Source organism: Streptomyces sp. CA-142005 (assembly GCF_050942335.1).
Classification (GTDB): Bacteria; Actinomycetota; Actinomycetes; order Streptomycetales; family Streptomycetaceae; genus Streptomyces.
Window position 1 is genome coordinate 85,247 of record NZ_CP192079.1, and the last position, 26,980, is coordinate 112,226.

General features: G+C 65.7%; 15 protein-coding genes and 2 pseudogenes. 7 read left to right on the forward strand and 10 right to left on the reverse strand.

Annotated features, from left to right (window positions below; genetic code table 11):
* Window positions 1–707 precede the first annotated feature (707 nt).
* From ACQPXS_RS46950 to ACQPXS_RS46965, 4 genes and pseudogenes are all read right to left on the reverse strand, one after another.
* Window positions 708–2,222 (reverse strand): MFS transporter, encoded by a 1,515-nt coding sequence (locus tag ACQPXS_RS46950; RefSeq protein WP_433456469.1) that lies wholly within the window; start codon window positions 2,220–2,222, stop codon window positions 708–710.
* Between the two features lie 392 nt (window positions 2,223–2,614).
* Window positions 2,615–3,097, reverse strand: a pseudogene (locus ACQPXS_RS46955) (carotenoid oxygenase family protein); the annotation flags it as partial.
* A 32-nt stretch (window positions 3,098–3,129) separates the two neighbouring features.
* The gene (locus tag ACQPXS_RS46960; protein WP_433456471.1) at window positions 3,130–4,419 is read right to left on the reverse strand and encodes a hypothetical protein; all 1,290 of its coding nucleotides are present in this window, start codon (window positions 4,417–4,419) and stop codon (window positions 3,130–3,132) included.
* Window positions 4,420–4,869: 450 nt separating this feature from the next.
* Window positions 4,870–7,008, reverse strand: coding sequence for an ATP-binding SpoIIE family protein phosphatase (locus tag ACQPXS_RS46965; protein WP_433456473.1), 2,139 nt, complete (start codon window positions 7,006–7,008; stop codon window positions 4,870–4,872).
* Between the two features lie 323 nt (window positions 7,009–7,331).
* Here ACQPXS_RS46965 and ACQPXS_RS46970 point away from each other — a divergent pair, with 323 nt between their 5' ends.
* Window positions 7,332–7,979 carry a response regulator transcription factor gene (locus ACQPXS_RS46970; RefSeq protein WP_433456475.1) on the forward strand — a complete coding sequence of 216 codons (648 nt, stop codon included), beginning with the start codon at window positions 7,332–7,334 and terminating at the stop codon, window positions 7,977–7,979.
* Window positions 7,980–8,341: 362 nt separating this feature from the next.
* Here ACQPXS_RS46970 and ACQPXS_RS46975 read toward each other — a convergent pair whose 3' ends face one another.
* The gene (locus tag ACQPXS_RS46975; RefSeq protein WP_433456477.1) at window positions 8,342–9,568 is read right to left on the reverse strand and encodes an MFS transporter; all 1,227 of its coding nucleotides are present in this window, start codon (window positions 9,566–9,568) and stop codon (window positions 8,342–8,344) included.
* 257 nt (window positions 9,569–9,825) lie between these two features.
* Window positions 9,826–10,632, reverse strand: a complete 807-nt coding sequence (locus tag ACQPXS_RS46980) for a class I SAM-dependent DNA methyltransferase (RefSeq protein WP_433456479.1) — start codon at window positions 10,630–10,632, stop codon at window positions 9,826–9,828.
* A 653-nt stretch (window positions 10,633–11,285) separates the two neighbouring features.
* Between ACQPXS_RS46980 and ACQPXS_RS46985 the strand changes: the two genes are divergently transcribed.
* The 3 genes and pseudogenes from ACQPXS_RS46985 to ACQPXS_RS46995 form a co-directional block, all read left to right on the forward strand.
* A complete protein-coding gene (locus ACQPXS_RS46985; RefSeq protein WP_433456481.1) occupies window positions 11,286–12,392 on the forward strand; it encodes an FAD-dependent oxidoreductase in 1,107 nt (368 codons plus the stop codon).
* A gap of 218 nt (window positions 12,393–12,610) precedes the next feature.
* Window positions 12,611–13,030: a hypothetical protein gene (locus ACQPXS_RS46990; RefSeq protein ID WP_433456483.1), complete on the forward strand. Its 420-nt coding sequence runs from the start codon at window positions 12,611–12,613 to the stop codon at window positions 13,028–13,030.
* A gap of 227 nt (window positions 13,031–13,257) precedes the next feature.
* Window positions 13,258–13,670, forward strand: a pseudogene (locus tag ACQPXS_RS46995) (hypothetical protein); the annotation flags it as partial.
* Between the two features lie 22 nt (window positions 13,671–13,692).
* Here the strand turns inward: ACQPXS_RS46995 and ACQPXS_RS47000 are convergent.
* Window positions 13,693–15,726 carry an APC family permease gene (locus ACQPXS_RS47000; RefSeq protein WP_433456485.1) on the reverse strand — a complete coding sequence of 678 codons (2,034 nt, stop codon included), beginning with the start codon at window positions 15,724–15,726 and terminating at the stop codon, window positions 13,693–13,695.
* 127 nt (window positions 15,727–15,853) lie between these two features.
* On the opposite strand from ACQPXS_RS47000, the gene ACQPXS_RS47005 reads away from it, so the two are divergent.
* Complete coding sequence (locus ACQPXS_RS47005; RefSeq protein WP_433456487.1) at window positions 15,854–17,077, forward strand: sensor histidine kinase; 1,224 nt, start codon at window positions 15,854–15,856, stop codon at window positions 17,075–17,077.
* A gap of 469 nt (window positions 17,078–17,546) precedes the next feature.
* Here the strand turns inward: ACQPXS_RS47005 and ACQPXS_RS47010 are convergent, their stop codons facing one another.
* The gene (locus ACQPXS_RS47010) at window positions 17,547–19,052 is read right to left on the reverse strand and encodes an MFS transporter (RefSeq protein ID WP_433456489.1); all 1,506 of its coding nucleotides are present in this window, start codon (window positions 19,050–19,052) and stop codon (window positions 17,547–17,549) included.
* A gap of 650 nt (window positions 19,053–19,702) precedes the next feature.
* On the reverse strand, window positions 19,703–21,064 hold the full coding sequence (locus ACQPXS_RS47015; RefSeq protein WP_433456491.1) for a S53 family peptidase: 1,362 nt from the start codon (window positions 21,062–21,064) through the stop codon (window positions 19,703–19,705).
* Between the two features lie 703 nt (window positions 21,065–21,767).
* Between ACQPXS_RS47015 and ACQPXS_RS47020 the strand changes: the two genes are divergently transcribed.
* Together ACQPXS_RS47020 and ACQPXS_RS47025 are read left to right on the forward strand one after the other, a co-directional pair.
* Window positions 21,768–22,958, forward strand: coding sequence for a YcaO-like family protein (locus tag ACQPXS_RS47020; protein ID WP_433456493.1), 1,191 nt, complete (start codon window positions 21,768–21,770; stop codon window positions 22,956–22,958).
* Window positions 22,955–24,463: a TfuA-like protein gene (locus ACQPXS_RS47025; protein WP_433456495.1), complete on the forward strand. Its 1,509-nt coding sequence runs from the start codon at window positions 22,955–22,957 to the stop codon at window positions 24,461–24,463. Before ACQPXS_RS47020 ends, ACQPXS_RS47025 begins: the two co-directional genes overlap by 4 nt.
* Before the next feature lie 126 nt (window positions 24,464–24,589).
* On the opposite strand, the gene ACQPXS_RS47030 is transcribed toward ACQPXS_RS47025, so the two are convergent.
* A complete protein-coding gene (locus ACQPXS_RS47030) occupies window positions 24,590–26,413 on the reverse strand; it encodes a glycoside hydrolase family 15 protein (RefSeq protein ID WP_433456497.1) in 1,824 nt (607 codons plus the stop codon).
* Between the last annotated feature and the right edge of the window lie 567 nt (window positions 26,414–26,980).

The window sequence follows — 26,980 nt, forward strand, 5'->3', positions numbered from 1 at the left end:
CAGCCACTCACTGTCCAGACCGGTTCAGCTCGCTCATCCGTGCCCGCATGACCAGATCACGCGGCGCCCTACGTGCCCGCGTCAGTGGGGGCACGAGCCGTTCCTCGCATTCGTCACGGCTCGGCCATACCTGTAACACCGCCGTCCCGCATCCGCCCCCGAGTAGCCGAACCGCCCCGCCGCCAGGACATATGCCCAGCGACAGAGGAGTCCAGCACTACTAGCGCTCATGAGTCCGGCGGATGTGTCCTGCAGGTCCGCGGGGCCAGGGCCAGGCCCGTCCCCTGCCCAACTGGCCGCCCTGCCGGGCGTCGGCCGCCTCGACACGCTCCTGACCGTGGTGGGCGCCCAAAGCAGCGTCCGGACTGGCCTCATCCACCTCGGCTGCCGCCATCAAGACCTCCACCCGCGCGCCGCCAAGGCCGTTCTGACCGATGTGCAGCCGGCCACCCTCGCGCTCACGTGCGACCAGGCAAGCATTCTCCCGCGCGACCTTTAAAAGAAGGAAAAACGGATCGGTCGGGTAGCTCCTTTGTCGGCCAACGTGCGCCAGCGCGGCCACCGGCTATAGGAGGAGGGCGCCAAGGGCGTCCGGTTCGATCGTGTGTGAGGTGAGCCATGAAGCATGAGGATGGTTTGCGGGGCCGTTCCCGGGCGCGCGTCCGAAGCGCAGGAGCACGATGGCGAAGAACGCCGGAGCACGCCCATCAGCGGGCCTGGCATCGGCGTGAGATTCCACGGGAGGCGCAGGAACGCGGCGGGACGTGCCGCCCGCCGGGTCGTCGGCCCCCGGATCCACTGCATCGGCCTGTGCATGTCCTCGTCGATCTTCCGGCACCCGTCCGGTGCATCGCGTGAGGCCCAGGGATCGTGAGCTGATCACCGTCGCGATTTGAGCGATGGACAAGCACCCGGCGCAAGCGCCCCGGAAGGGCGCGACCTGTGACGAGTGCGCCAGCGGTGAGCAGACAGACCGAGGCCCCTAGAAGAAGGGGCATGTTCAGGCCCGGCGAATGCATCCTGGACGTCGGAACCGACACGCCGGCAAAGGCCAGGCCGAGCCCCCCACCGACGCAAATTCCCGCAAGGGTGACCCCTGACGCCTCGCCTGCACGGTATCGCGGCACCACAGCCTGCGTCGTCATGGTGGGCAGACGAAGCGCCATGCCCAGCGTCCCTCCGCACAGACCCAGGGCCACTACATACAGCGGCAGTGTCCGGGACAGCGACAGGAGCAGCAAGGACATGCCGCCCAGGGCGAGAGCTGCGGCCATGCCCTGCAGGGGCGGGACCCGAGTGACAACGCGGGTGGCCACAATCCCGGAGACTGTGGCGGCTGCGGCAGGAATCAGGAAGACCAGTCCAGTGATAAACGGGCTGAGGCCGCACGCCCGCTGCAAGTAGACGGTGGACTGAAAAAGGTACAGCGTGCACGCACCGCTGGCGACAGCACCAGCAGCCGCCAGGGCTGTGAACTGCCCGTTCTTGAAGAGCCTCAAATCTACGAGTGGCGCCTCCACTCGCAATTCAATCGCGACGAACAGAGCGACAAAAAGAATGCCCCCCGCCAAGAAGCCGCAGGTTTCGAGTGAATCCCATCCTGACACGCTGCTCTGCTCCACGGCGCCGCCTGTCAAGCCGATCGCGGCAACAATACTTGCAAGGCCTCGGAAATCGATCTTGGGCGAGGGGCGCCGATGGTGGTATTCAGCGACTCTGGTGACCAGATACACAGCTGCTGCGGCGAGGGGAAGATTGACCAGGAAAACGCATCGCCATCCCATCATCTGCGTGACGGTTCCGCCCACGAACGGGCCGACCGCGTTACCGACTCCGGCGGCCGCCAAGGCGAATCCTATGGCCTTGGCCCGACGCTCCCTCGGAAAAGTATGCGTAAGGAGAGTAACACCAGAAGGCATGATCATCGCGGCGCTCGCGCCCTGCGTCACCCGAAAAATGATCAGCAGTTCGACATCATTGGTAAGCGCGCAAAAAAGTGAGCTAAGACCGAACAGAGCAGTACCGAGCTGCAGCGTGCGCCGCTGGCCCAGGAGGTCACCGACCCGGCCTGATGGAATGAGCAGGGTACCTGCGGCCAACTCGTAACCACTGATAACCCATCGCAAAGCGGAGGCCGGCACGTGAAACCCGTGGGAGATACTGGGAAGCGCGAGATTCAGCGAATAGTAATCCAGCTGCACGCAGAACAGTGCCAGCGCCACTGCGGCTAGGGCGTAACGGGCAGGACGCATTCCCAGGGTTCGCATTTCACTCCTTCCCAATTACCGCCATGGCTGCCGCCCTGGCCCTGCTACCGCAGCAGATCCCATAGTGATGCCACGCCAGGCAGGAGGTTGTCCGCCAATGGGGCGAGCGCACGGAGGATCTGAAGGCCTTGCGTGCGATGGCGGCAAGGAGAGGGTTCAACCATCGCAAGGGCTATGGCCACCCGAGTGGGAGGCCCGTGCCCGCACCGTCGAGTCGACCATCCCCGCGCCGCGCAGGCACTTACGTGCCACACCGGCTCGTCGATCGGCGCCGCAGGAGAGGTATGCGCTCATGAGCGCGGGCGCCACCGCTGCCGGCTCCCTGTCTCCGGTTGCCGCGTCGGGGCCGTCTCCAGCTTCGGTGTCATGCGAAACGGGCAGTCGGACTCGGCGAGCGACAGCAGTCGGCCGGCGTGGCGGACCACGTTAATGTTGGGGAGGTTCTTGAAGGTGTGGGCGAGTTCGGAGCCTACCTGCTCGGGTCCTGGCGTGATCCCCGACTCGATCCCGCCCCACAGTGCCCGGCCCGCTTCCTCCTCCGCCAGCAGGGCGGGGGTGCGGACGAACCGGTTGCGGTAGCGGGCCGTGTCCCGCTCGAACCAGACACCATGCAGCATGCCGTCGCCGTCGATGGGGAACAGGTAGGAACCGATCGGCGTGAAGCACGGGTTGGGTCCGTTGCGCAGGTAGACCCCGTCCAGGTCCTCCGGCAGCTGCCCTACGACCTTGAGACGCGCTTCGTCGGCCTCGTCCGTCACCCGGGCGAAACGACCGGACAGGTGAGCCACGCGCAAGGGGTCGCAGAACGCCCGCGGGGCGGAAGCGCTCATGTCTGCCTCCCAGGGACCGTCTTGGGGCGCGATCAACGGGCATGTGGGGCGGCCGCGGATCCGGAAGGTCGCCGCACGAAGACGGAGTCCGGCGGGGTGGCTCTCGGGTGTCTCGTCGTAGCGGGTCGCGATGCCTGGGTGGTGTACTGATGCCGTAGCGTGTCAAGACCCCGGCCGCTCAGTGTCTTTCGCCCCTGGGGTCCCGTGAAGGTCACCTCGGTGACCGGTCCGACGCGGTAGGCGACGCGGTCGGCGATGAGATATCCGGCCTGCCTGGCGTTGGCCAGCGGGCTGAGGTCGCTTAGCCGGGCGGGCGCCGTGTCGACGTCGGGCGGCAGGTGGGTCACAAGATGGGTGCATACCTGCGCGGCCCGTTTGGACGCTAGGTTCGCCTCGTAGACATCGGGGTGCCACGGTGTGTCCGAGATACCGCGGATGAGGGCCCATGGAATGCCGGTCATGGCATTGGCGAACGCGAATCCTGTGCCTTCGTTTTCCTCGGCATCGGTTTGGTAGAGCATGTTCTGCACCTGAATCCAGTCCAGGGATTCGGTCCACACGGGGGCCTGGCCGATCGCACCTATGACCACCTTGTTGGCCACTTTGCCGGTTGCCGTGGGGCTGCCCGTTGCCCGGGCAAGGGGGATCGAGCCGAGTTCCGGGGTTGCTGCACCGATCCGCACCAGTTCCCTGTTCGCGGCCAAAGCCTGCAGGTAGGCCCAGCTGGGATCCACAGGATGCGGCCCATTGCCGTACGTGTCCGCGTTCGAGGGCGTCGGGTACCGGCGTCCTTTGCGGCTGATTACGGCCCCCGCAATGTTCACCCGCCCGGTGACATGGATCTCGGCAGCCGGGTATGGGTTTTGCCGGCCGTCGCGCCCGTAGTGGATCGCCGCCTTGTCCACAACATAGCCGCTCAAGACCACGTCGCCGACGTTGACGGCGGCGTTCTGCGAGCCGGCTGTGCCGCAGAACAGCGTCGCGCGGGGCTGGAAGGCGCTGTTCAGCAACCATGTGGTGAGCTGTGCGCTGGGATCGAGTTCGCCGCTGGCGACGCTCACCACCGGATGGCCGTTGATCGTGCCCACATAGAAGCGAAAGCCGTGGAGGTCCTCCTGACGCTCGACCGCCATCGTGGCCAGCACGGCGGCCTGCTCGATCGGAACAGCGCTGACGATGCCAATCGGCTTACGTCCAGGCTGTCCGTCACCGCCGCTGACGGCACCGGACGCCACAAAGTCCCTGGGAGCCGCCGCTGTCAGCACCGCAGCGCCCAGCACAGTCCTGCGACGCAGCCGCACCAGGGAAGGCTTGACGCTCAAACGTCCTCCTCTCGGCAAGTGCCCGGGCCGTCTCACGTCTCCTCGGAGTCGTCCGTGCCTCCAGTCAGGGTAGGTTCGAGGTGTCCGAGCGGCACTTTGGTCGGGTTCCTGTCCCGCAGGCGGTTTCCGCCAGGCCGCTGTTCACTCACCGGGTCGAAGGCCCCTGGTTCCACCTGGATGCGGTCGGCTCCTCACGCGGGCTCGACGGCGAACGGCGGACTCTGTACTCCCGGCAGTCCGACGACCGACGGCATCCGCGGCCTGCCGGACGCACTGGCGTAACAGCCCAGCGGTCCCACAAAATCACCGGCCCTACGCCCGGTCTGCGGCAAGGTACGGGCACAACACTTCACTTGAGGCTGCAGGTGGGGCCGGTGGCATGGCTTGGGCCCATGATGGATACCGGAGAGGGCGGTTCAGGCTCGCTCCGGGCTCACTCCGGCCGGCTCCTCAGGTAGAGACCTCCACCCACACTGTCTTTCCTCCTCCGCTGGGGGAACTGCCCCATTGGGAAGCGAGGCCTTCGACGATGACAAGTCCTCGGCCGTGTTCGGAGTGGGATTTGGCCTTCTCGTCGATTCGCATGATCGAGGCCGGTACTGGTGGCGCGGGGTCGGTGTCGCGTACTTCGAGCCGTACATGGTGGGGATACTCGCGAAGCTGCACGTCGACGTTGCTGTCTGCGTGGATGAGAGCGTTGGTGACCACTTCGGAGATCACCGTCTCCAGGTCATCGCACAGGGGATCCAGGCCCCAGTGGTGCAAGGAGCTGCGGACGAAGCGGCGGGCGTCCTTGACCGCACGCAGATCATGACGCTGGATGCTCAGGCGGCTGATGTGGTGGTGCGGGCCCAGGCGTGGTCCCTCGTAACGGGCCAGGAGCAGGGCGATGTCATCGTGACGGTCGCCCGCGCCCGCGACGGTTTGCACGATGCGGTCGGCGATCGTCTCCACAGCGTCGTTGGAATCGAGGGAAAAGGAGTCGAGCAGGGCGCGAGCGCCGGTGACCGGGTCAAACGTGTGGGATCCCGTGAGCCCGTCGGTGTAAAGCACCAGCAGGGCCCCGGGGGGAATCGACAGCAATGTGCTGTGGTACCGCGCTTCCGGTTGGATGCCCAGGGGGACGTCGGCTGTGAGGTCGGGCACCGTGATCTTTCCCTGGGCGGTGCACAGAAGCGGCGGAGGATGGCCGGCCAGGGCGACCTCCGCAACGCCACTGGCTGTGTCGAATCCGACGAAGCAGCATGTGGCCATGAGATCGGTGTCCAGCTCGGTCAGAAGCCGGCTGGACCTGGCGAGGACCGTGCCGAGGTCGTGGCCTTCTGAGGCATAGGCGCGGACAGCACTTCTGAGCTGCCCCATGACCACCGAGCTCTCCACGTTGTGGCCCTCGACGTCGCCGACCAGGAGGCCGATGCGGCCGCCCGGAAGGGTTATCACGTCGTACCAGTCGCCTCCGAGTCCCACGGAGCCGGCGGCCGGAAGGTAGCGGGCGGTGGTGACCACTTCCGCAACGTCGGAATGGTCCCCCGGCAGCAGTTTCTGCTGCAGACTTTCTGCCAGCGCACGTTCACTCTCCCCCAGGCGTGCCCGCTCCAAGGCCATACCGAGGTGATTGCTCATCATCGTCAACACGGTTTGCTCTTGGGGGCTGAACCGGCGGGACCGGGTGAAGCCCAGAGCGCAGGCGGCAACTGGTCGGCCGCTCACCAGAAGCGGCAGAAACACGCTGGCTTCCATCCCGTCCTCTGTCGCGTCCGGATACGCCTGGGTGAGGGCTGCCCGGCTTTCGAAGAACAGTGGCGACCCGGTGAGCAGCACATGGGTATCGGGTGCGTGGGCGGTGACCTTCGAACCATGCAGGTGCCTGACTACTTTGTGGGGATAGCCGCTGTGGCCGGCCACCCAGACCCGACCGTCTGTCTCGTAGCTGAGGAGCACCGCATCGGCGCCGAACGGCAGCATGATGCGGGATCGGGCGACCTCCGCTACATCGGTCACGCTACTGGCAGCGTTCAGCGCGGCGGCCAGCTTGTGTACCTGATACATGAAGGTGAGGCCGGATGAGCCCGGGATGAGGGGTAGTCCCCAACTCGAGGAACTGTTCCCGGCCGCATCTTCTTTTGGTTCTTCTTGGAAGACCGGTACCAGCAGGGGCTTGCTTCCGACTCGGACGCAGGCCCCCGAAGCCGCAAGGTCTTCCAAAGCGCATCCCAGCTTGGCCCCTGCCTTCAAGAGCCATTGGCATTGCGCGTTGTGCATGCCCTGCGTCCTTGGCGGCACCCAGATGATCGTGAGTGCGCCAAAACGGTGCTCAGAGCTCTCCACCGGAACGGAGGCCACCGAGTACGGGAATTGCACATGGGTGGACAACCGGAGGATCAGGGGTTCCGACTCAAGATCAGTGGAAAGGACGAGGTCCCCGGCCTGGTATGCCTCTGCGGGAGAGTAGGTTTCGTCCACCCCTATCCGCTCCGGCATCACGAAGATCGTGGGCGGGGACCCGCCGATGACGGCTGCCGCCAGAGTTTGCATGGTGTCTTCGAGCAGGTAGGCGATCGCCGTATTCGCCTTCAACTCTTCGATCACATTGCGTACAGTCGCGGCTACAAGAGTGTCTCGTGTCTGTTCCATGGACGGGGCATAAATGGCAGGCGCGGGTATTTCGCCCCCATTGCATGACGTCTCGAACCGGCTCACGTCCTCGCCCCCAGCTCGTCCCTACCCATACTGGCGAGTAGGGCGCCGTGCGCTCGCTGCCACCAGTATGGGTCACCGCGAAGAGATCTGCACGGCTGCCCACGGGGGCCGGTTGCACCCTCCCCTCGCGGCCTCGCTGCATGTATCGGATGCTGAAATGAGGTGGCACCAGAGGCCCCGCGGCAGTGCGTGCGCGTGAAAGTGGTGGTCGCATGTCTGGAATGGCGGCACGGGTGCGGGTGGTCGTTGCGGATGATCACCCGATCTACCGGGAGGGAATCGCTCGCGGCCTCAGCCTGAGCGGTCAGATCGAGGTCGTGGCCGAAGCATCTACCGGACGTGAAGCACTTGAGGCGATACGCGCGGAGAAGCCCGCCGTGGCCGTGGTTGACTACCGGCTGCCCGATTTGGACGGCATCGCGGTCGTCCATGCGGTTCACCGGGACGAACTGTCCACCAGGGTGATCATCCTCTCTGCGACGACAGAAAGTTCCGTCGTCTTCCGGGCCATCCAAGAGGGCGCCGCCGGCTACCTGGCGAAGGAGGCCCGGCGAGCTGAGATCGTGGATGCCGTCCTGAAGGTCGCCAAGGGCCTCACCATCGTTCCTCCGGAGCTGACCAGCGATCTCGCCGCCGAAATCCGCATGCGAGCAGCACACGATGCTCCCGTGCTCTCCGAGCGTGAGCGCCAAGTCCTCCATGCGTTCGCCCGGGGGCTCAGCATTCCGCAGACTGCGCAAGAGCTCATGCTGGGCGCCAGCACAGTGAAAACTCACGCCCAGAGACTCTACGAGAAGCTAGAGGTCTCCGACCGCGCCGCCGCTGTGGCTGAGGCGATGCGCCGTGGTCTGCTCGAATGACGTCAGGTACTCAACGGCGCCGTCCACTTCCCTGAAGGGCATCCGATCAGGGGCAGTTGGCGGCCGGATCGGCACCCCCGGGTGCCTGCTGCACGCCCTCCCTGCACGGCCGTAGACGACTGCTGCGCGCGGTGAGGGGCCGATGGCCCCGCCGAACAGGGCCCTGCCTACTGCGGGGACCCGCCGGACACACGGCCGCCCCCGACCTCATCGGCGGCGTGGCCGACGCGCGGAGCGTGCTGCTCCGAAGGCGGCCATGAGTCTGCCTGCGCTCCGAGGCCGCCCCTCGCCGCCCGGCTGGTTGATGCGGAACGGCGAACCCGCCACGCATCGCGAGGGGTGATGAGTGGCGTGTGTAGCCCTCACCGCGAGCGGGGTGACTGTGCGGGCGCAACCCTTGTCGCCGCAGTGGCACCGACACCCACGATGGCGAAGAGACAGGCGGCGCCCATGACGGTGTGCAGCGCACCGAAGTGCACAGAGATGATGCCAACCGCGACCACCGGCAGGGAGAAGCCCAGGTAGGCGGCCACCCACAGGGCGGAGATGACGCCGGCGCGCTGGGTGGGCGGCGCGATGCGGTTGACCGTCCCTTGCGCCCCCCTGAAAGCCAGCCCGCAGGCGGCACCGCAGATCAACGTGCCGATCACGAACACCACCAGGCGGGCGGCCGCGATGGCAGGCACCAAAACGGCCAGGCCGATCGGCTGCGCCACCAAGCCCGCGGCCAAGGCCCGGCGGTCGGTGAGCGATCGCGTCGCAATCTGGGTCACGGCCGCGGTAGCGAACAGGAGAAACACCATGGCCCCACCCAGCAAGTGACGGCGCGAGTGCAGCTCGTGGACGAGCAGGGAGGGGACCAAAGCGGCGAAGAATCCCTGCAGGAAGAAAGCCGAGAAGGCGCCGGCGGCCGCGGGCCAAAACTCCCGTCGCCGAGACGGAAGCGTCACGGTGGGCCGCACGGCCCAGGTGCCGTCCTGAGCGTCCACAGTCTCCGGGACGAACGCCAGCACCACAGCGGCGATCAACAACAAGCCCAGGTACAGGGCGTAAGCCGACTGCATGGGCGCCGGTGCGGCATCCATGACGAGCCCGGAGTACAGCGGGCCCAGCCCGAATCCGCACAAGCTCGCGACGCCGGAGATAGTAGCCGCTCGCTGCGGGTCACCGGACGGGATGAGTTCACTCAGCGCGGCAGCAGCAGTGGTCACTGCCAAAGCGACCGACACGCCGGCCACTATACGGGCGACGATCAGCCACACAAGGCCGTCAGCCGAGAGAAAGAGCAGGGCGCTGACCGCCGCTCCGCAGATCGTTGCTGCCAGAACCGGCCTTCGCCCCAAATGATCAGAGGCACGCCCAAGGCACAACAAAGCCATCAGCGCACCGGTGGCGTACACCGCAAAAACGACCGTGGTCATGTCCGGCCGAAAGTGGAAGCGTGCTTCGTACAGCACATACATCGGTGAGGGGATGTTCGACGTCATCGCCAACACGACCAGGACACCGGTCAGCAATGCGAAGCCCACGTGTGTGTTGCGTGCCTGCTGCGGGCCGGACGCGCCCTGGGGAGATCGCTGCTTGGCCAAGCAATATCTTCCAAAGGTCCGACGAGGGCCTTTCCCTCGTGCGCCGATTCTCGCCGCCGCACATGGCCGGTCCAAGCCGCCACACCCTCGTGCGTCCCTATTGCCGTCAGGGCTCCGCCATGGAAACGGCCGGCAGGTCAGCCGCCCCGTCTCACGCCACCGATGCGAACCCCGTCGAGCGGCCAGTCCCAGGCTGAAGTCCTGCGGCGCCCGTCTCTGGGCTCGCCGCAGAGAGAGGCGAGATGCGGTCGTCCCTGTCACCGGGCCAGCATCCCTCTCAGGCTCCAAGGCGCAGAACACCCCGTGCACCCATGAGCCGTCCGCGCTGCAGGAAGATCCCATCGGCGGGCTACATAGACAGCCTTGCGGTGTTCTTCCTCATCGACCCCTTCCTGTATATGGCCTCGACGCATCCCGTAGACCCCCAGGGGCAGCAGCGAAGAATTTTCCAGCATGCTCACGATAGCTGCCGGCGCATAATGCCGCACCGTATTACGGTAGGTGCCTATTTTCCAGTCGCGGCCGTTCCTCGAGGTAAACCGGTCCAGTCTCCGAACAAGTCTGGCGCCCGGCTCGAATTCTGCACCGCTCCACGAGTCGACCTGCCCGGGCCCGGTCCGCACATACCCTTCAGCATACCGACGAAAATTACAGGCGGTAGAAGCGTCGAAGATGAGCAGCCCGTTCGATGCGAGGACCCGGTATATCCCATCGAAGGCATCCAGAACATCAGACTCGGTGAGCAGATAATTGACTAGGTCACCCATTCCGGTGACGATATCGCAGAGGCCGACCGCAGGGAGACTGCGAACATCGGCGACCGTAAAGCGGATACCCTCCGCTCCCGGCCTGACTCGCGCCCTTGAGATCATCTTCTGAGAAAAGTCAATTCCCGTAACGGAGTAACCGAGAGTGCGGAACCCTACAGCGTCGACGCCCGTTCCGCACCCGATATCAAGAAGACGCTTTCCAGGCGCACCGTATTGACGGATGAGTTCATCGTAGCCGTTGAGGCACTGTGCGTAATCGATTCCGCTGGTGATGTCATCGTAGTCATCCGCCACACCCTCATAGAAAGCGAGAGGTGAATTCTCGGCGTCCCTGGAACCTTGTACTGCGCAGATCACTGTCCGGAACCTCTCGTTAGGGCTCGGGCCCAATAGGCACCCCGGGGGGTTGACGCCTCAAAGCTTATCGCCAGACCCGCCCGATATTCATGGCACGATCGGAGGTGCCGCCGGGTCCTTTGCAATCAGCCTGCCCGACCACCCCCGGCTCCTCCTGCCGGTCCGCCAAGTGGCTGATAGGCGAGTCATCTGCAGGACGCTTTAATAGACCAACGACCGCCTCACCACATAGGACACGACCTAAAGGGCCCTGCCCTGGAGACTCGCGAAATGACCGCTTCCATGGACACCCCGCCGTGGAGGCCCTCTAATTCCACCCCGTTGTGGCCTGGTCGGTGGATAGTTCGCCTCTATCACCACGACATGATGGCTTTGCACGCAAAAGGACGGGTCGCGCCCCTCCGGGAGCAGGAGCGCCGCTACCAGAGTCCGCGCTGCTTCCCCTGAGCGAGCAAGAAACCAAACAAAAACCGTGCCGCTCCTTACGCGGCCCCAAGAGACAACGACGCCGGGAATTCCCGCTTACTCAGGCGCGTCACCGGTCGGCGTATCCGAAAACACGAACACACAGCAGATCCCAAGGAGACGCGATGGCCTCCCTCACCCCACCCGCAAGCAAGGCGTCCCCACCAGAGGTCCTGCGACGCCGCATCGCTGTGGTGGGAGCAGGCTGGTACGGCTGTCACATGGCCATGACGCTGCGTGCCGGTGGCCACGACGTGCATCTCTTTGAAGCGTTGCCTCATATCCTCGGAGGTGCTTCGGGAAGTACTGAGAGCCGGCTCCACATCGGCTTCCGCTATCCGCGGTCAGGAGCGGCGCGCAGACGAGCAAGGGAAGAATTCCACCGGTTCAAGACGACCTACCCCACCCTGAGCGAGCCTGTCCCCCACAACGTCTACGCGCTCCCTCGTCATGGGTCGTTGCTGGACGCGGAGACCTACCGGCAGATCATCGCATCCTCCTGGTTGCCGTATACGGATGTCGACGCGACCCGACTCGGGCTGCGCAACATCAGCGCAGCATTCTTCACTCCGGAAGAGCGGTTGTGCTCCGCCCTTGCCATAGCCTATTTCGAGGATCGACTTGAATCCGAGCTGAGGCTTGGCACGCCAGTGGATAAAATTGAGGAGTTCAGCGACCAGATTTTGGTGAATGGCGAACCCTTCGATGCGGTTGTGGACTGCACCAATGGTGCGGCATTCGAGGAGTATCAGTGCCGGTGTTTCACCGTCCACTTCGAGCCTTGTGTGATGTTCATCTACGCCGCCGAGAGAAAGAACTTTGCTTTGACGTTGGTGGACGGCCCCTTCTTTTCCCTCCACCCCTACAGGGAAGTCTTGTACAGCCTTACGCCCCTCTCGCCGGCTCCACTAGGGCGCGCCTGCCGATATTCGGAAGCACGTCAGATCATAGCCGCACAGAAGAGTGACGACCTGCAAGCGCTCCGCAGGTTCCTGGAGACACAGGTAATGAATTACCTACCCACATTCCCGGAAGACTTCCTTTTCTTGGGCAATACTTTCACAGTGCGGTCCAAAATGACACCGGCCAGTGATTCGCAGGGTGTCGTAATCCAGAGGTCCGTCCGTCATTTCGCGGTCGTCAGTGGCGAGCCGGACGCCATTTTCACCGCTGCCGACCAGGTGCGCGCCTACCTCAGCGGAGCGGAGAATGACGTTGAAACTGCTCGGTGACCTCGAGTCTCGACTCGGTACCGCGCAGAGGGAGGCCGGACCACCTTGCACGCGACCCTACCCACTTCACCAGAGCCCGCCAGGAGGAAGTCACGTCGCCCGAGCGGTGACTTGACGAGGCGACGGAGATCATCGCCGCGCCGCCGCCAGGGCACGCAGTCATTTCAAGTCACGGACTCAGGAGCCGTGGCAGTCTTTCCCTGAAAGGAGAACCTCTCGTGATCACAAGGCGCATCGGCACTGCAATCAGCACCCTGGCCGCATTCGCTGTTCTGGCGAGCCCATCCGTCGCGCATGCCGCCTCCGGCGACGACGCAAACATCGACCCCAATCACATCCTGGTCGAGCCCCGGCAAGCCCACCCCGGCCAGCGCCTCGCCGTTGAAGTAAACGGCGCCCATTGCAAGCCCGCCCTTGCCTTTGTTACCTCGCCCATCTTCCCTAAGTCGGATCTGAACGGCGAACGCCAACAAGGCGCAGCAATCGCATATCCTGTGCTCACGGCCAACGCAGTGCCCGGTGTTTATCGCGTTACTGCGACGTGTCACGGCAAGCAGGCCACTACGGCGTTCACCGTCACAGTCCCCCCAAGCCACACCATTTCAGCGGTCGCTGATCGCACCAGTATCCGCCGCTAGGAGACGTTCCGTATTGCGGGCCGTGCCACAGGACTGCCCTTGCGCTTCGGCTGAAGGCAGGGCACGGACTGGAAGGCGCTTCCTGCGGCGACGACCGTCGACCGCGACTACTCGTACAGCATGCGGGCCAAGCTCGGCATGGTGGGGAGCAGCACGCTTCGCCTGGTCATCGGCGCACCCTACTCCAGGCCGCTCACCGTGTGCTGAAGAGCTGTGCCGGTGCCTCGTTGGCCTCCTGTCCTGCCGCGCTCGACCTGTCTCCTGTCCTGGTCGAGTGGGTCACCATGCCGATCGTCACTCGCGAGGGCGACCGCTGCTGCAGGTTCCCGCCGCACCAGCGTGTCCTGGTCGGTCTGGTGCACCCGTGCCGGCACGACACCCTGGTGCGGTCGGCGGCCGGCATCGTGCACCCAAACGTGAGGGCCGTCATCGATCTGCGCGCCGAGCCGCACGCCCGGGCTGCTGCGTGCGCTGCGCGAGGCCGGTCCCGACGCCCGCCTGGCGGTGAGCTGTCGCTGACCCAGCGCATGGTCAACCGCGCGCTCTCGATGGTGCGGGCACCCGTCGAGCGCGGCGCGAACCGGCTCAAGTGCTGGTCGTCTTCCGCAGAGCCCGGTGTTCCTCCAACGGCCAAGTGGTCGGGTGTCCTGCGCAGCATCGCGCTACCGGCCCGCTGCCCTGGTGTCTTCCGGTTGGGCCGCTGGCCTCCCCCGGCGCACCGAGCCGGGAGCGTCATAGGCCGGTTCGGCCGCGTGGGCGGAGGAGCGCATCTGCCAGGGAACGCTGGTCACGGTCACTCCGGGGGTGAACCGTAGGCGGCTTTTGAGCCAGAGGGCGGACTGGTTGTGCAGCAGGTTTTCCCACCAATGGCCGACCACATACTCGGGGATGAAGACCGCGACCAGCTCGCGGGGACTGGCCCGTCTGATGGAGCGGACGTATTGCACCACCGGTCTCGTGATCTCACGGTAGGGAGAGTTGAGCACTTTGAGTGGTACAGGGATGTCGAGATCGTGCCAGCGCTGCTCCAGTGCGGCGGCCTCCTCCCGGTCCACCGCTACGTTGAGCGCCTCCAGCGTGGTGGGGTGGAAGGAGCGGGCATAGGCCAGAGCCCGCAGGGTCGGTCGATGCAGTCTGGAGACGAGTACGACTGCATAGACCTGGGCGGGTGGCTGTAGTTCGTCATGTGGGTCGGCCACGTCGAGTTCCGCGGCGGTCGCGTCGTAGTGGTGGCGGATACCGCGCATGGCCGTCCACAGGAGGACGGCGGCCAGCACTGCCAGCCAGGCTCCTTCGGTGAACTTGGTGATGAGTACGATCACGAGCACCAGCCCGGTGGCAATGGCACCGGTGCCGTTGATGGTGCGGGCCAGGACGTGATGCCGGCGCAGAACCGGATCGTCCTCGGTGCGCAGTTCGCGGTTCCAGTTCCGCACCATGCCGGCCTGGCAGAGGGTGAACGAAGTGAAGACGCCCAGGATGTAAAGATGGATCAGGTCGGTGACGTTGGCCCTGAACCCCCACAACAGGGCGCCGGCGGTGAAGGCGAGGGCCAGGATCCCGTTGGACAGGGCGAGTCTGTCCCCGCGCGTGTGCAGTTGCCGCGGGAGGTAGCGATTCTGGGCAAGAATCGACGCCAGCAGGGGGAAGCCGTTGAAGGCGGTGTTCGCGGCAAGGACCAGCACCAGGGCGGTGACAATCTGGACGTAGTAGAAGCCGATGCTGTGTGTGCCGCCGAAGACCGACGCAGCCAGCTGGGCGATGGCTGTGCGCTGGGCGAAGGAGGAGCAGTTTCCGGGCAGACCGATCAGTTGGCAGGGGTCGGCTGCGATGTGGACCTTGGCGATGACTGCGAGTGTGGTGACCCCCGCGAACAGGGTGACCGCGATGATGCCCATGGCGGCCATGGTGGTGGCCGCGTTCTTGGTCTTGGGCTTGCGAAAGGCGGGCACACCGTTGGAGATCGCCTCGACTCCGGTCAGCGCCGTACAACCGCTGGAGAAGGCTCTCAGGCCCAACATGATCAATGCTGCCCCGGCAAGGCCCTCGCCGCCCGGGGCCGGGCGCACACCGTATGCCGCGCTCTCCGCCACCGGGGCAGCGCCGGCAAGGTAGCGGAAGAGGCCGCTGAAAATCATGATCAGCATTCCCGCGATGAACAGGTAGGTAGGCACGGCGAACGCCGTGCCGGCCTCGCGTACGCCGCGCAGATTCGCCGCGGTGAGCACCACGACGAAGAGCAGCGCCATCAGCACCCGGTGCTCCGCCAGCGCGGGCACGGCCGAGACGACGTTGTCGACGCCGGCAGCCACCGAAACCGAGACGGTCATTACGTAGTCGACCAGCAACGAGGCCGCCACCACCAGTCCGGCGGAGGCTCCGAGATTCTCGGTGGCAACCGTGTAGGAGCCGCCACCGCTGGGATAGGCGCGCACCACCTGTCGGTAGGAAAGCACCACCACGGTGAGCAAACAGATGACCGCTAGAGCGATCCACGGCGTGAGGTTGAGGTAGGCCAGGCCTCCGAGGGTGAGGACGACGAGGATCTCCTGAGTGGCATAGGCAACCGAGGAGAGCGGGTCGGAGGCGAAGACGGGCAGCGCCAAGCGCTTGGGCAGGAGCGTCTCCTGCAATTCCTCGCTGCGCATGGGCCGGCCGAGGACCAGGCGTTTAAGCACCGCTGTCACGTTGAACACAGCGCGAGGGTATGCCATGTTTTGTCCGAGTTATACACGAACCTGCGGGCTCGCCAGGCTCATGCCGCAGCCCGGCATCGGAACTCTTCGACCCGCTCGCAACTCGGCGGCATATCAGGGGAGCACAGTGACACTCACCGCCACGGACATGGTGTTCGTCGAGTACGGGATCCGGATCCAGCTGCTACGAAACTGGTTCCGTCTGGTCCTGGCGGCACTGCTGGCCGCGACGGCTGTCGTGGACACACCCTCCGCCCGCCGGGAAACGCTGCTGTGGGTCACCGCCGCATATGCGGCAAGCGCTGTGGCCGGACTGCTGTGGTGGCACACCAGGCCTCCGCAAAGACTCTTCGTACCGATCGTGGCTACGTGGGGCATCATCGACATCATCGCGGTCTTTCTCCTCCTGCAGCTTTCCAGCGGAGCCAATCTCTTTCTGCTCTTCCTCTTCGTGCTTCCTTTCTTTTCCGCCTTCAACATTCGGCAGAGTACGACGGCCATCACGCTGGCCTTCAACACCGTCGCCCTCGTCGTTGCCCTGGTGACAGACCCCGTCGTCCTGAGGCAGCTGACCTGGCCTCGCGTGGGGATTGTCATCTGTGCATATCTCCTGGTGGGCACGCTGGTTCTCCTGCTGTCGACAGCGCAGCGCGACAGGACCGTGCGCATCGGCGAACTCATTGACAGCCGGTCAGATCTGCTGGCCCAGGTGATGGGGGCGGAGGAGCGACAGCGGAAGATCATGGCCGAGGCGATCCACGACGGGCCGCTGCAATCCATCCTCGCTTCCCGCCACGATCTGGAGGAGTTCACGGAAACCGGCGCCACGAGTGTCCTGAGCAGAGTGGACGAGACGTTGACGGAGGTGGCCCGGGATCTGCGGGAGGCAACCTACCAACTACACCCGTCGGTACTGGAGACGGCGGGTCTGACCGCGGCAATCATGTCGTTGGCACAGACAGCACAGGTACGCGGCAAGCTGAGTGCCGAATGCGACCTTTCCGACGTGCCAAGCACCCACGACGTGCTGTTGTTCAGCGTGGCCCGTGAACTGATCAACAACGTCGTCCGGCACTCCGGAGCTTCTCACCTGCGTATCAAATTGAAGGAGACGGACGATCATATGTGCTTGTGTGTGACCGATGACGGCAGGGGGTTCGATACGGCGATGCTGCGAGAGCGCCTTTCGCAGGGTCACATTGGGCTGGCGTCGATGCGTGTGCGTGTGGAGGCCGCACACGGAAGTTTCCAGTTTCTGCCGGTCTCCCGTGGCACGTCGGTGAGGGTCTGTCTTCCCACGGCCGGTCACCCACGCCGAGGTGGTGTACCGGGGTCCCCTCGGAGGTCTTGATTTTGCGGCGGTGAGCTCGGTGACAATACGGCACACGGAAGGTGTACCGGGCACGCCCGGAGTTCTTCCCGGTCACCTCTGTCGTCATGCATCCGAACGTACCCGAGAGGACTGACAGTTGAGAGTTCTCGATCATCGCGGGCGACAACACCTCCATGCGGGGTGGACACCGAATCGCACCGACGGCGGACCGGCTATCCCTGCCCTGCTCCGCAGGAATCCGATTCCCCCCGGCCTGAAGGCCGGGGCATCCTCGGGGGAACCCGGTGAGGGCCGGCGGCCACCGACCGGGAATCGTCGCCGTGTTCTGCGGTGAGCTGACCCGCGGATCAAGCGGCGCAGTGAACATCTTGGGGTGCAGGCGCACACCACTGGCGCTGCCTCGCCCTCGCGTCCCTCACCGGACCGGTTGGAACGACGAGCCCAGTGGGTAGGAGATGTCAGCTGCGCCCTGGAGGCTTTGGGCACGTCATGAGGGCGGTTCGGCCGCACTGTGTTGCACGGAGGCACCTGGGGGTTGCCGTGACAGGAGCACCGCTGCCGCTGAAAGGGCCACAACCATGACAGCGAAGGCGAGATAGAAGGCGGCTGAGACGGCTTGGGTTACGGTCTGCTTGAGCGCGGGAACCAGGTCAGCGGGGATGCCGGCGGGTAGAGTCGTCCGGTTCTGGGCCGCCACGGCCTTGCCGATCGATCGCTCCACTACGGGAAGGCTGCTGACCGGAACACGCCCGTCGTGCCGGAGAACGGCGGACAGGCGTGCGCCCTGCACATGGGTGACAGTCATGCCCATGACCGCGAGGCCGAGGGTGGCACCGATCTCACGAGTGGTCTGCAGGGCGCCTGCTGTCTGGCTGCGTAGTTGGTGCGGCGTGGAATTGAAGGCATCGGAAAATGCCGGGACTCCGATGGTTCCCACTCCGACGCCCACGGCGATCCAGAACGGCAACAGCCAGAAGTAGGTCTGCTGGTGGAGCGTAACTGCAGCCCCCAGCATGCCCCCGGCCAGCAGGGTGCCCCCCATCACCACTGGTACTCGGGGCCCCAGACGGTCGTAGAGGATGCCGCCCAGGGGGGCGCAGAGGATGGTGGGGAAGGTGAGAGGCAGCATGAACAAGCCGGCCTGAACGGCTGAGAAACCGAGAACGTCCTGGACCCAGATGACTCCGAAGACAGAGAATCCGATGAACGAAAAACGCACCGCCGCGAGTACTCCTGAGTCAACGCTGAAACTGCGCAGGGCGAACAACCGGACCTGGATCAAGGGCTCGGCAAGACGGAGTTCCCGTATGACCATGACCGCAAGGAGGAGGAAGCCCCCTGCCAAGAGACCGATCACAGCCCGCGAGGCCCATCCCCAGTCCCGCGACTCCATGAGCGCAAGCACCACGCACCCCAGGCCGCCGACGAGCAAGGGTGCACTCCCCCAGTCCACCGGGCTGCGCTTCGGCTTCACCCGGGGCAGGAGTACCCGGACGAGGGCCAGGCAAGTCACTCCCAAAGGCAGGTTGAGGAAGAAAATCGCCCGCCAGGAGACCGTCGCTGTCAGCACTCCTCCCACCAAAGGCGCCACACCGTAAAAAAACGTGGCCACGCTGGTGGAGATCCCCTCCGCGCGGCCTCTCTCCTGCCGACCGAACTGGGAGACGGCGATCCCGTCGGCGGACGGTCTGAGGATGGCTGCGGCCACGCCTTGAGCCGCACGCGCGGCAATCAGCCAGCCGACAGACCCGGCCAGACCACTGGCGACCGACGCCGCCAAAAAGAGCACGACGCCAATACGGAAGGTTCGGATACGGCCAAGAGCATCACCGGCCCGCCCGCCCAGAACGAGCAGTCCGGCATACGGCAGAAGAAAAGCGTTGACAATCCACTGCAGCTCGATGGGCGACGCATCGAGGTCCCGTTGGATCGTGGGAAGAGCGACAAGAACGGCCAAAGCATCGATGGCGACCATCGCCACGGCTGCGGTCATGGCGCCCAGAACCCACCACCGGTGGTGCTCCTCACTGACGTGTAGTCGCCTCAACGCAGACTCGCCAGCCGGCGATGACGAACCGATACGGCCGTGTGAGCACCTTTCCACGTAGTCCTGCGGACGAAATGGGCGATCACAGCATGAGGGTACGTACGATGCGCGCCTTCTGTCCGGTAGCGGTTCCCCGGCCCGAGGTCATGACCATCCGATTGGCAGCGCCTCGGCCGGGCCGGCACGGCAAGGAGCTCCCCAGGGCCGTTGGGGGGCTCGCCGAGCGGCTCTGACATCCCGTATCCGGCCCCATGCAGGCGACCAGGCGCTGCCAGCGGATCACGGACGGAACCCAAGCCCCTCCTGTGGTGGCCGGGACGGCTGGGCCTGGCCCGGCACGCCTGTGCTCGGCGGTGGACGTGCCCTCGGCGCGGGCCTGGTGCAACGCTTCAAAGCGTCCAGGCGGCCCCGTCTCTCCCCGGTCTGTGCGGTCAACCCGCTCTACGCACAGGCCAGTTGGCTGTGTTCATTGGGTGGTGGTGCTGGGCGGCCGGTGCGGTGCATCGCGTGATCCTCGGCAGTCCACGCTCCCTTCGGCGAGTACGGCTCGCCGCCGACAGCGAGGAACAAACCGTCACGTCACGACCCGTGTTCCGTCAGCCACCGGGGTGGGTCAGGTCGCATGGTGGGCGCATTGCACCTCTGGACAGGGTACAAATGAGCCGGCTGCTGTGGCGTACCGTGCCCAGGCCGGTGACGAGGTCGTAGCCCGGGAGAGCCGGGTATCCGCGCCAACCCGGGGGTTCGGGTGGGGCTGGTCGGTCCGGGTGAGCGTTGCGATCGCTCCTTCCGGCCGTCACGTCGACGAGCCCGGCGCGCTTCAGGTCATGCACGTTGCGGTAAAGGGTGGGGTTGAGCGGGCCGAGGCGATGCCCCGCGGCCTCATCGGCGAGAGCCGCGATGCCGGCGAAGAGTGGAGACGACAGGCTCGTGCCGCCCGCCAACTGCCAGCCCGCCTGCTGAGGGTCGGCGCTGTCGTACACCCAGAAGGGACCTGCGGACATACTGACGTCCGGTTCGCCTCGTCTGCCGTCGACGATGTTCGTCACCGGCTTTTGATAGGTGGGTCGGGGGAACCACTGGGACAGGCCGCCGGTGCTGGCGTCCCAGGCGATGTCCGGCCGTCGGCGGTGCCCATACTGGTCGAGGTCGAGATCGGTGCCGCCCACCGATGTGACCAGCGGGTCAGCGGCGGGCCACAGGGCTCCTGCCGACGGCGCGAGGCCCCCGTAGTCGCCGGATGAAGCCACCATCGTGATGCCGCGGGCGGCAGCCTCCACGAGCGGACGTCTCAGGTGGGCCAGCGCAGGCGAACCCTGGCTGATGCGAGGGTTGATCTGCTGCAGATGCTGCTCGAAGTCGTTCCAGCTCATGGACAGTACGTCTCCCGCGTCCTGCTCGATGGCCTTGATGTAGCCCTCGGGCAGGGTGGCTGCAAGGTCGCCGGGAATGACGGGCACCCCTACAACGACGATCTTCGCTCTGGGGGCCATCGCATGCAGAGCCGAGACGTCGAGGATGGCCTCGCGGTGTGCCGCATGATCGTGCGGATCGAACGGTGATGCGCCTTCCTCGAAGGCGAACTCCAGCCTGGTCCGGGGAAGCCGAAAGCGGTCGGAAAACACGTTCACATCATGCTGAAGCGTCGGGGGGATCACGCCGATGCCGGTGACAATCGTGACGCCCTTCCCGGTCAGGCGCTTCGCGGCTGCCTGGTCCAGGCCGTACGCCGTGCGGAGCTGGTGCGGGGTGTAGCAGGAAGTGCCGAGGCGGTCCCTGCACTGAGCGAGGTCCAGGGGGTGGGGGAACACCTCGTCTGTCCAGGCCCCCGGCGGCGCGGATCGATTTCCCGAAGCGGGTGGCCTGGTGGTTCCCGCGGCTCTCGAAGCGACAGAAGCCGTGCCGGCGGCAGCCGTGCCGCGCGCGGCCGGCAGCACGCAGCACAGAGCGACGGCCAAGACGAGGAAGGTTCGGACGGGGAGGGTCTCCCGGTTCCTTGGCGCCCGCGATACCGAGAGCTGGTTTGAGTTCTGCTTGTATGAGTACCGCACGATCCCATTCGAGGCGGCTTACAGGCGACTGGCAACGCGACAGTCGGTGATCCCGCCAAAGCGTCACCGCAATAGCGTCATGGGTCCTGACCGCGGAGAACAAGTGCGCCAAGCGGTGTCTGTCCCTCTCTTCGGGCCAACGGCCCGCCCTCCGGTTCGTCCCGGGGCTCTTGAGGGCCTTGCCGTTGCGGCTGGGTTGACCAACCGACGACGAGCTCCCCGGGTTCAGCCGGGTATGCGCCAACCGGCACGCCGCACAGAAGACGTGCATGTGCCGAGGCAGCACCGAGTCCCTGCGCATGCGTCCGCTCGACCACTCCAGCTTTTCGGGTTCCCCACCAGGGCGAGCACGGCCCGAGTGATCTGGTGAGCTTGTCGGGGCGGCGGATGCTGCCTTGAAAAAAGACAAGCTGGCGCATTGACGATGGCATGCCGGACATGGCGTGCGCCCCCCGATCGGTGGACCACGCTTTCGTCCGCTCCTCAGCCCAGTGGGGTACCGCACGGAAGCGCTCGCGAGTGAAGGATGGAAGTGCAACCCGTGAGCAGCGATCTACGACGACGCACGCACGGGCCCCATCACTCCTTGTGGAAAAGCGAACGACCAGCCATGTTCCCCTCCTCAGAGGCCAAAACCGTTCCCCATGTCAGCGCGTGGTGTGTCGGAACCCACCGGGTCCTTCCGCCGCAGCAGACATGGCAACGTCTGCAGCCGTTCCTGAGCGATGCCGGGATCACCCGGGTCGCGGACATCACCCGGCTCGACGATATCGGCATACCGGTATGGCAGGCGATCAGGCCGAACTCCAAGAACCTCACAGTTTCCCAGGGCAAGGGCATCTCGCATCAGCTGGCTCGCGTGTCGGCCGCCATGGAGTCCTTCGAGCTGTTCTGCGCGGAGCAGCCGCCGCTGGAGACCCGCAGCGCCACTGTGGCTGACATGGCTGGCCGGCTGACCTATGCCTGGCCGGACCTCCTGGTACTGCAACAGTCTGTACTGGGTCCGGATACCCGGCTGGGCTGGGCTCGTCTCGAAGACCTCCGTCTGGGACTCGACACCTGGGCACCGGTGGAGTCGATCGTGGTGGACCTGCGGATGCGTGCCCGGTGGGCTCCCCCCACGGTGCATACCTGCAGCAATGGCCTGGCCAGCGGGAACACGCTGACGGAGGCAACCGTCCATGCGCTGCTGGAGCTTATGGAGCGCCACGCCCTGAGCATCGCCCACCGTCAGGGCGCCATCTGGCGGTCCGCTGTGCAGGCGGCCCCGGGCCGCTATGGGGCAGCGGCCGAGGTCCTCAAACGGTGCGAGAAGGCAGGAGTGGTGGTCCAGGTCGACGATGTGACGTGCGACCTCGGCGTTCCGACCTTTGCGGCCCGGATCTGGTCGTCCTCGGTACCGTGGTGGTTCTCCGGGTCAGGCGCGCATCTGGATGCCGATGTCGCTTTGTCCCGGGCGATCACCGAGGCGGTGCAGTCGCGGCTCACCCTCATCGCGGGCGCGCATGACGACCTGCCGGCCATCCGTTTCCAGGCCCCCGACCCCAGGACTCCTGAGGGATGCGGCAAAGATTCATTGTCCGTACGCACCAGTGACGAACTGCTTGCCGTTCATGGCGGTGCTCCGGGACCGCATCCCTCGCCCAGGGATTTGGACAAGGACGCGGAGTACCTCCTGCAGGTGGCGGACCGGCACGGTGTCACCATTCTGCGCGCCGATCTGACGGCGCCCTCCTTCGGCATCCCGGTGGTGCGCGTGATCGCCCCGGGCCTGGAGTTCAACACAAAGGCGTGGGCATGAACAGGAATCGGATTGTTGTCACGGTCGGCCCGACGATCAGTCGTGAAGAGGTCTTGCTGCGGTTGCCTCAGGCAGAGGTGCGCGGACCGGTGGCGGCCGACGAGGTGCTGCGGTGGGGCCTGCAGTCAGGCGACAGTCTGCTGATCATCGATGGCCTTTTCCTTCAGGCACGAGCGGTCCGTCATAAGGAGTTGCTCGCTGTGTTGGACCGCGGTGTGCGGCTGTTCGGGTCATCCGGCATGGGCGCACTGCGCGCAGCAGAGCTGGAGGCGTTCGGAATGCGCGGGGCAGGCAAGGTCTTCCGTGATTACCGCGATGGCGTCCTGGTCGGTGACGATGAGGTGGCGGTGACCCACGCCGACGCCGAGGCCGGCTATCGGCCATTGGGCTGGGCGTTGGTCGATCTTCGCCACGCCGCTGCGGTCGCGGTGCGCTGCGGTGTCGTCGATCCCGGTAGCGCCGACACCATCGTGAGAGCGGCCAAGGCGCTTCCCTTCGCGTTGCGCGACACCCCCACGGTGATCGAGGCTGCTCGGGCGCAGGGCTGTCACGGTGCGGCGCTCGCCGCGTTCGGTGCTTTCTGCCGGCAGCGCAAGCCATCGGTCATGCGCACGGACGCACTGGCCGCTCTGCGGATGGTGGCGGCGGACGCACGCAGGGCAGGCGGTGAACGGCTGCCATGCCCTACCGGTCATCTGCGCTACCGGGGAAGGCCCGCCGAACTCTCCGTCACCACGTATCTGCGGTACTGGGCACCCTCCGATGGTGCCGCAGACCAGGCGGGAAACGCGCCGGCTCTTTGCTGCACAGCCTCGGACCCGGTCCCGCCGGGAGGGCTGAGGGACGACGAGGTGATCAACGCGTTCGCGCTCACCTGCGCGGGCTTCCCCGATCTCCTGCGCAGCGTCGCGGCCGAATGCCTTCTGCTCGACACACTCGGCGTTCCGGTCGGGGCAGGATTGCGCGATCAGCGCCGGCTCCTGAGCACCATGGTGGAGCTGGACGACCCCGCTGCCTTGTGTCTGCCATGGAAGCCTCTGTGCCGGGCGCTGTCCTCCCGTCTGACCGCGCTGAACCTCCCCGTGTCCGCTCTCAGCGCTGCGGGCGGCGACCGGAACTGCAGCCATGCCACCTCGGCGCTCTTGCGCTCGCACGAGAAGACCCTGCCGTGGCAGGAGGCAGGTCCCCTGCTGGCCACCAGGGTCTGGCGATGCGATCCACGGGTGGACTGGCGGTCACCGCTGATGCAGCGACTGCGGATATCACCGGATTTCGTCAGGATCTGCGCTGCCGTCGCACGCGGCCAGCATGCTCCCCTCCCCGCCCCCGACCCGGGCGAACTGCGTGAAGGCTGCCGACAGGTCCTGATGGCCTGGGGGGCGCATGATTCAGCCGACATCCCTCCCAGTTTGGCCGCTCATGGGTTCCTTGGTCTCGGTGAACTCGTTCGGGCTGTCCACGCCGGCTGGTCCTACCTACACGGAAATACCACCCTCCGATCTTGATCTCGAGAATTCTCAAGCTCTCCTCGGAATCTGCTGAACCGTCTCCCGGAATGCCGGCTCAGGCGAGTGGCAGGAAAAGTGGCACTGCAGGCTTCACCCGGATATGAATGCATCCCGCTCGCACGGCTAGCCACCACGGGCTGCGTGATGATTGTTGCGGCGCGCCCGGTGGAGTGGGCGACCGCTGAGAGTCAGGGCACTGTTGATCAGCCCCACGTGACTGAACGCTTGGGGCATGTTGCCCACCTGTCGTTGGGTGACCGGGTCCCATTCCTCGGCCAGCAGTCCCACATCATTACGCAAGGCGAGAATTCGTTCGAAAAGCTGCCGCGCCTGTGAGGCGCGGCCGGTCATGGCAAGAGCATCGATCAGCCAGAAGGAGCAGGCCAAAAAGACGCCCTCCTGGCCTGCCAGCCCATCCAGGCTGCTCGAGGCGCCACCGCCGGTGGGATATCGCCTCAGCAGCCCATCCTGGCCAAGGGAGGCGGCCACCACGTCCGTTGTGCCCCGAACCCGGGGGTCGTCAGGCGCAAGAAAGCCGACCTGAGGGAGGAGGAGCAGGGCTGCGTCCACTTCGGTGGATCCGTAAGACTGCGTGAAGGTGTTGCGGGTCGCGTCGAACCCGCGGCTGCAGATGTCCTGGTGGATCTCCTGCCGCATGGCGCGCCAGCGGTCCACGGGGCCAGGCAGGCCGAACTCTTCCACCGTGCGGACTGCCCGATCGGCTGCGACCCACGCCATCACCTTGGAATGGACGAAGTGCCGGCGCGGGCCACGGATCTCCCACAGGCCTTCGTCGGGCTGCCGCCAGGCGGTCTCCAGATAGTGCATCAAGGCCTGCTGGATGCTCCAGGCGTGAGGGTATCGCGGCACTCCGAGAGATCGAGCAAGGTAGAGAGCATCCATCACTTCGCCGTACACGTCCAGCTGCAGCTGATCGACAGCCGCGTTGCCGACGCGTACCGGTGTCGAGCCCTCGTAGCCGCGCAGCCAGGACAGGTGCGCCTCGGGAATCCAGCGCTCCCCGGCCACTCCGTACATGATCTGCAGATCTTCGGGGCTGCCCGCCACGGCCCGTGCCAACCACTCTCGCCAGGCCTCGGCCTCACGCCGGAAGCCCGTGCGCAGCAGGGCGGACAAGGTCAGCGTCGCATCACGCAGCCAGCAGTAGCGGTAGTCCCAGTTTCTTACCCCACCCAACTCCTCGGGGAGGGACGTGGTCGCCGCGGCGACGATTCCGCCGGTCGCCTCGTAGGTGAGCGCCTTCAGGGTGAGCAGGGAGCGTGTCACAGCATCGCGCCATGGCCCCTCATAGGTGCAGTCGGCGAGCCAGCGCTCCCAGTATTCCCGCGTCGCGGCCAGCACTGTCTGTGGTGTGCGCTGCTGCGGTCTGGGCAGGTGGGAAGAATTCCACGTGAAGACGAAACCCGCCTGCTGCCCCGCCCGAAGGCGAAAGTCGGCGAGGGTCCTTTCGTGGTCACCATGCTGCTCGACGTCGGAGGCCAGCCACACCGCGTCCGGGCCGGCCACACCGACGTACCCGCCGTCTACTTTACGCATCCAGGGCGCGAACTGGCCGTAGCCGAAACGCAGACACAGTTCGCTGCGCATGTTCACGCTCCCCGACACGCACTCGGCAATGCGCATGACCTGAGGGCCGTGGGACTCGCTGGGCGTCATGAAATCCAGGACATGAACACAACCTCCCGGCTCGTCCCAAACGGTCTGCAGAATCAGGGTGTCACCGAGGTAGCTGCGACGAGAGCATGTACCAGCCCCGGCCGGCGCCAGCCGCCACCGTCCGTTGTCCGGCGTGCCGAGCAGTGCGGCGAACAGCGCCTGGGAGTCGAAGCGCGGGCAGCACAACCAGTCGATGGAGCCGTCACGACCAACCATGGCCGCAGACCGAAGACCACCGATGATCGCATAGTCCTCGATTGTTCCGGGCATCGCGCCACCCAGCACTGTGGACGCTGCCGCCGCGCGCAACCATCCGCAGGGTTTACCCTTCCTGCGACGCCTGCGTCGCAGCGGCAGCGAAAAGCGCCCCAGGCCTTCAGGCCGACAACGCTCGCCTGCCCGTTCGCCTTTACGGTACGGGCCTCTCATCCGACGGTAGACCTCCCTGGGGGCGTTCGCATGCTGCAGACGGTCCCGCCCCCGGGAGCCGGGACCGGCTTTTTGGATCAGTCCATCGCCGCGGCGGCGCAAGGAGCCGAGATCGCACCCAGTTCTTCGGCCACGGCATCGTCGAGTTCAGGGAAATCGACCGTATTGCCCAGCGTTTCACTCTGCGTGTACATGACTTGCCTTTCCGATGATAGGCGTCGCACGGTCCGGTGTTCTGCCGAGTGGCCGCAGGATCACGGGGTCACTCGCCCGTGCATCTCCAGCCTCTGACGCTTCGGCACCGTGCGGTGTCCCCTGGTCGGAGGGACCGACGGAGGAAAAGAAGGGGATTCGACCGCCGGGCTGCCGCCAGCACGATCTGGTGTGCTGCAGCCCGACGGAGGCCAC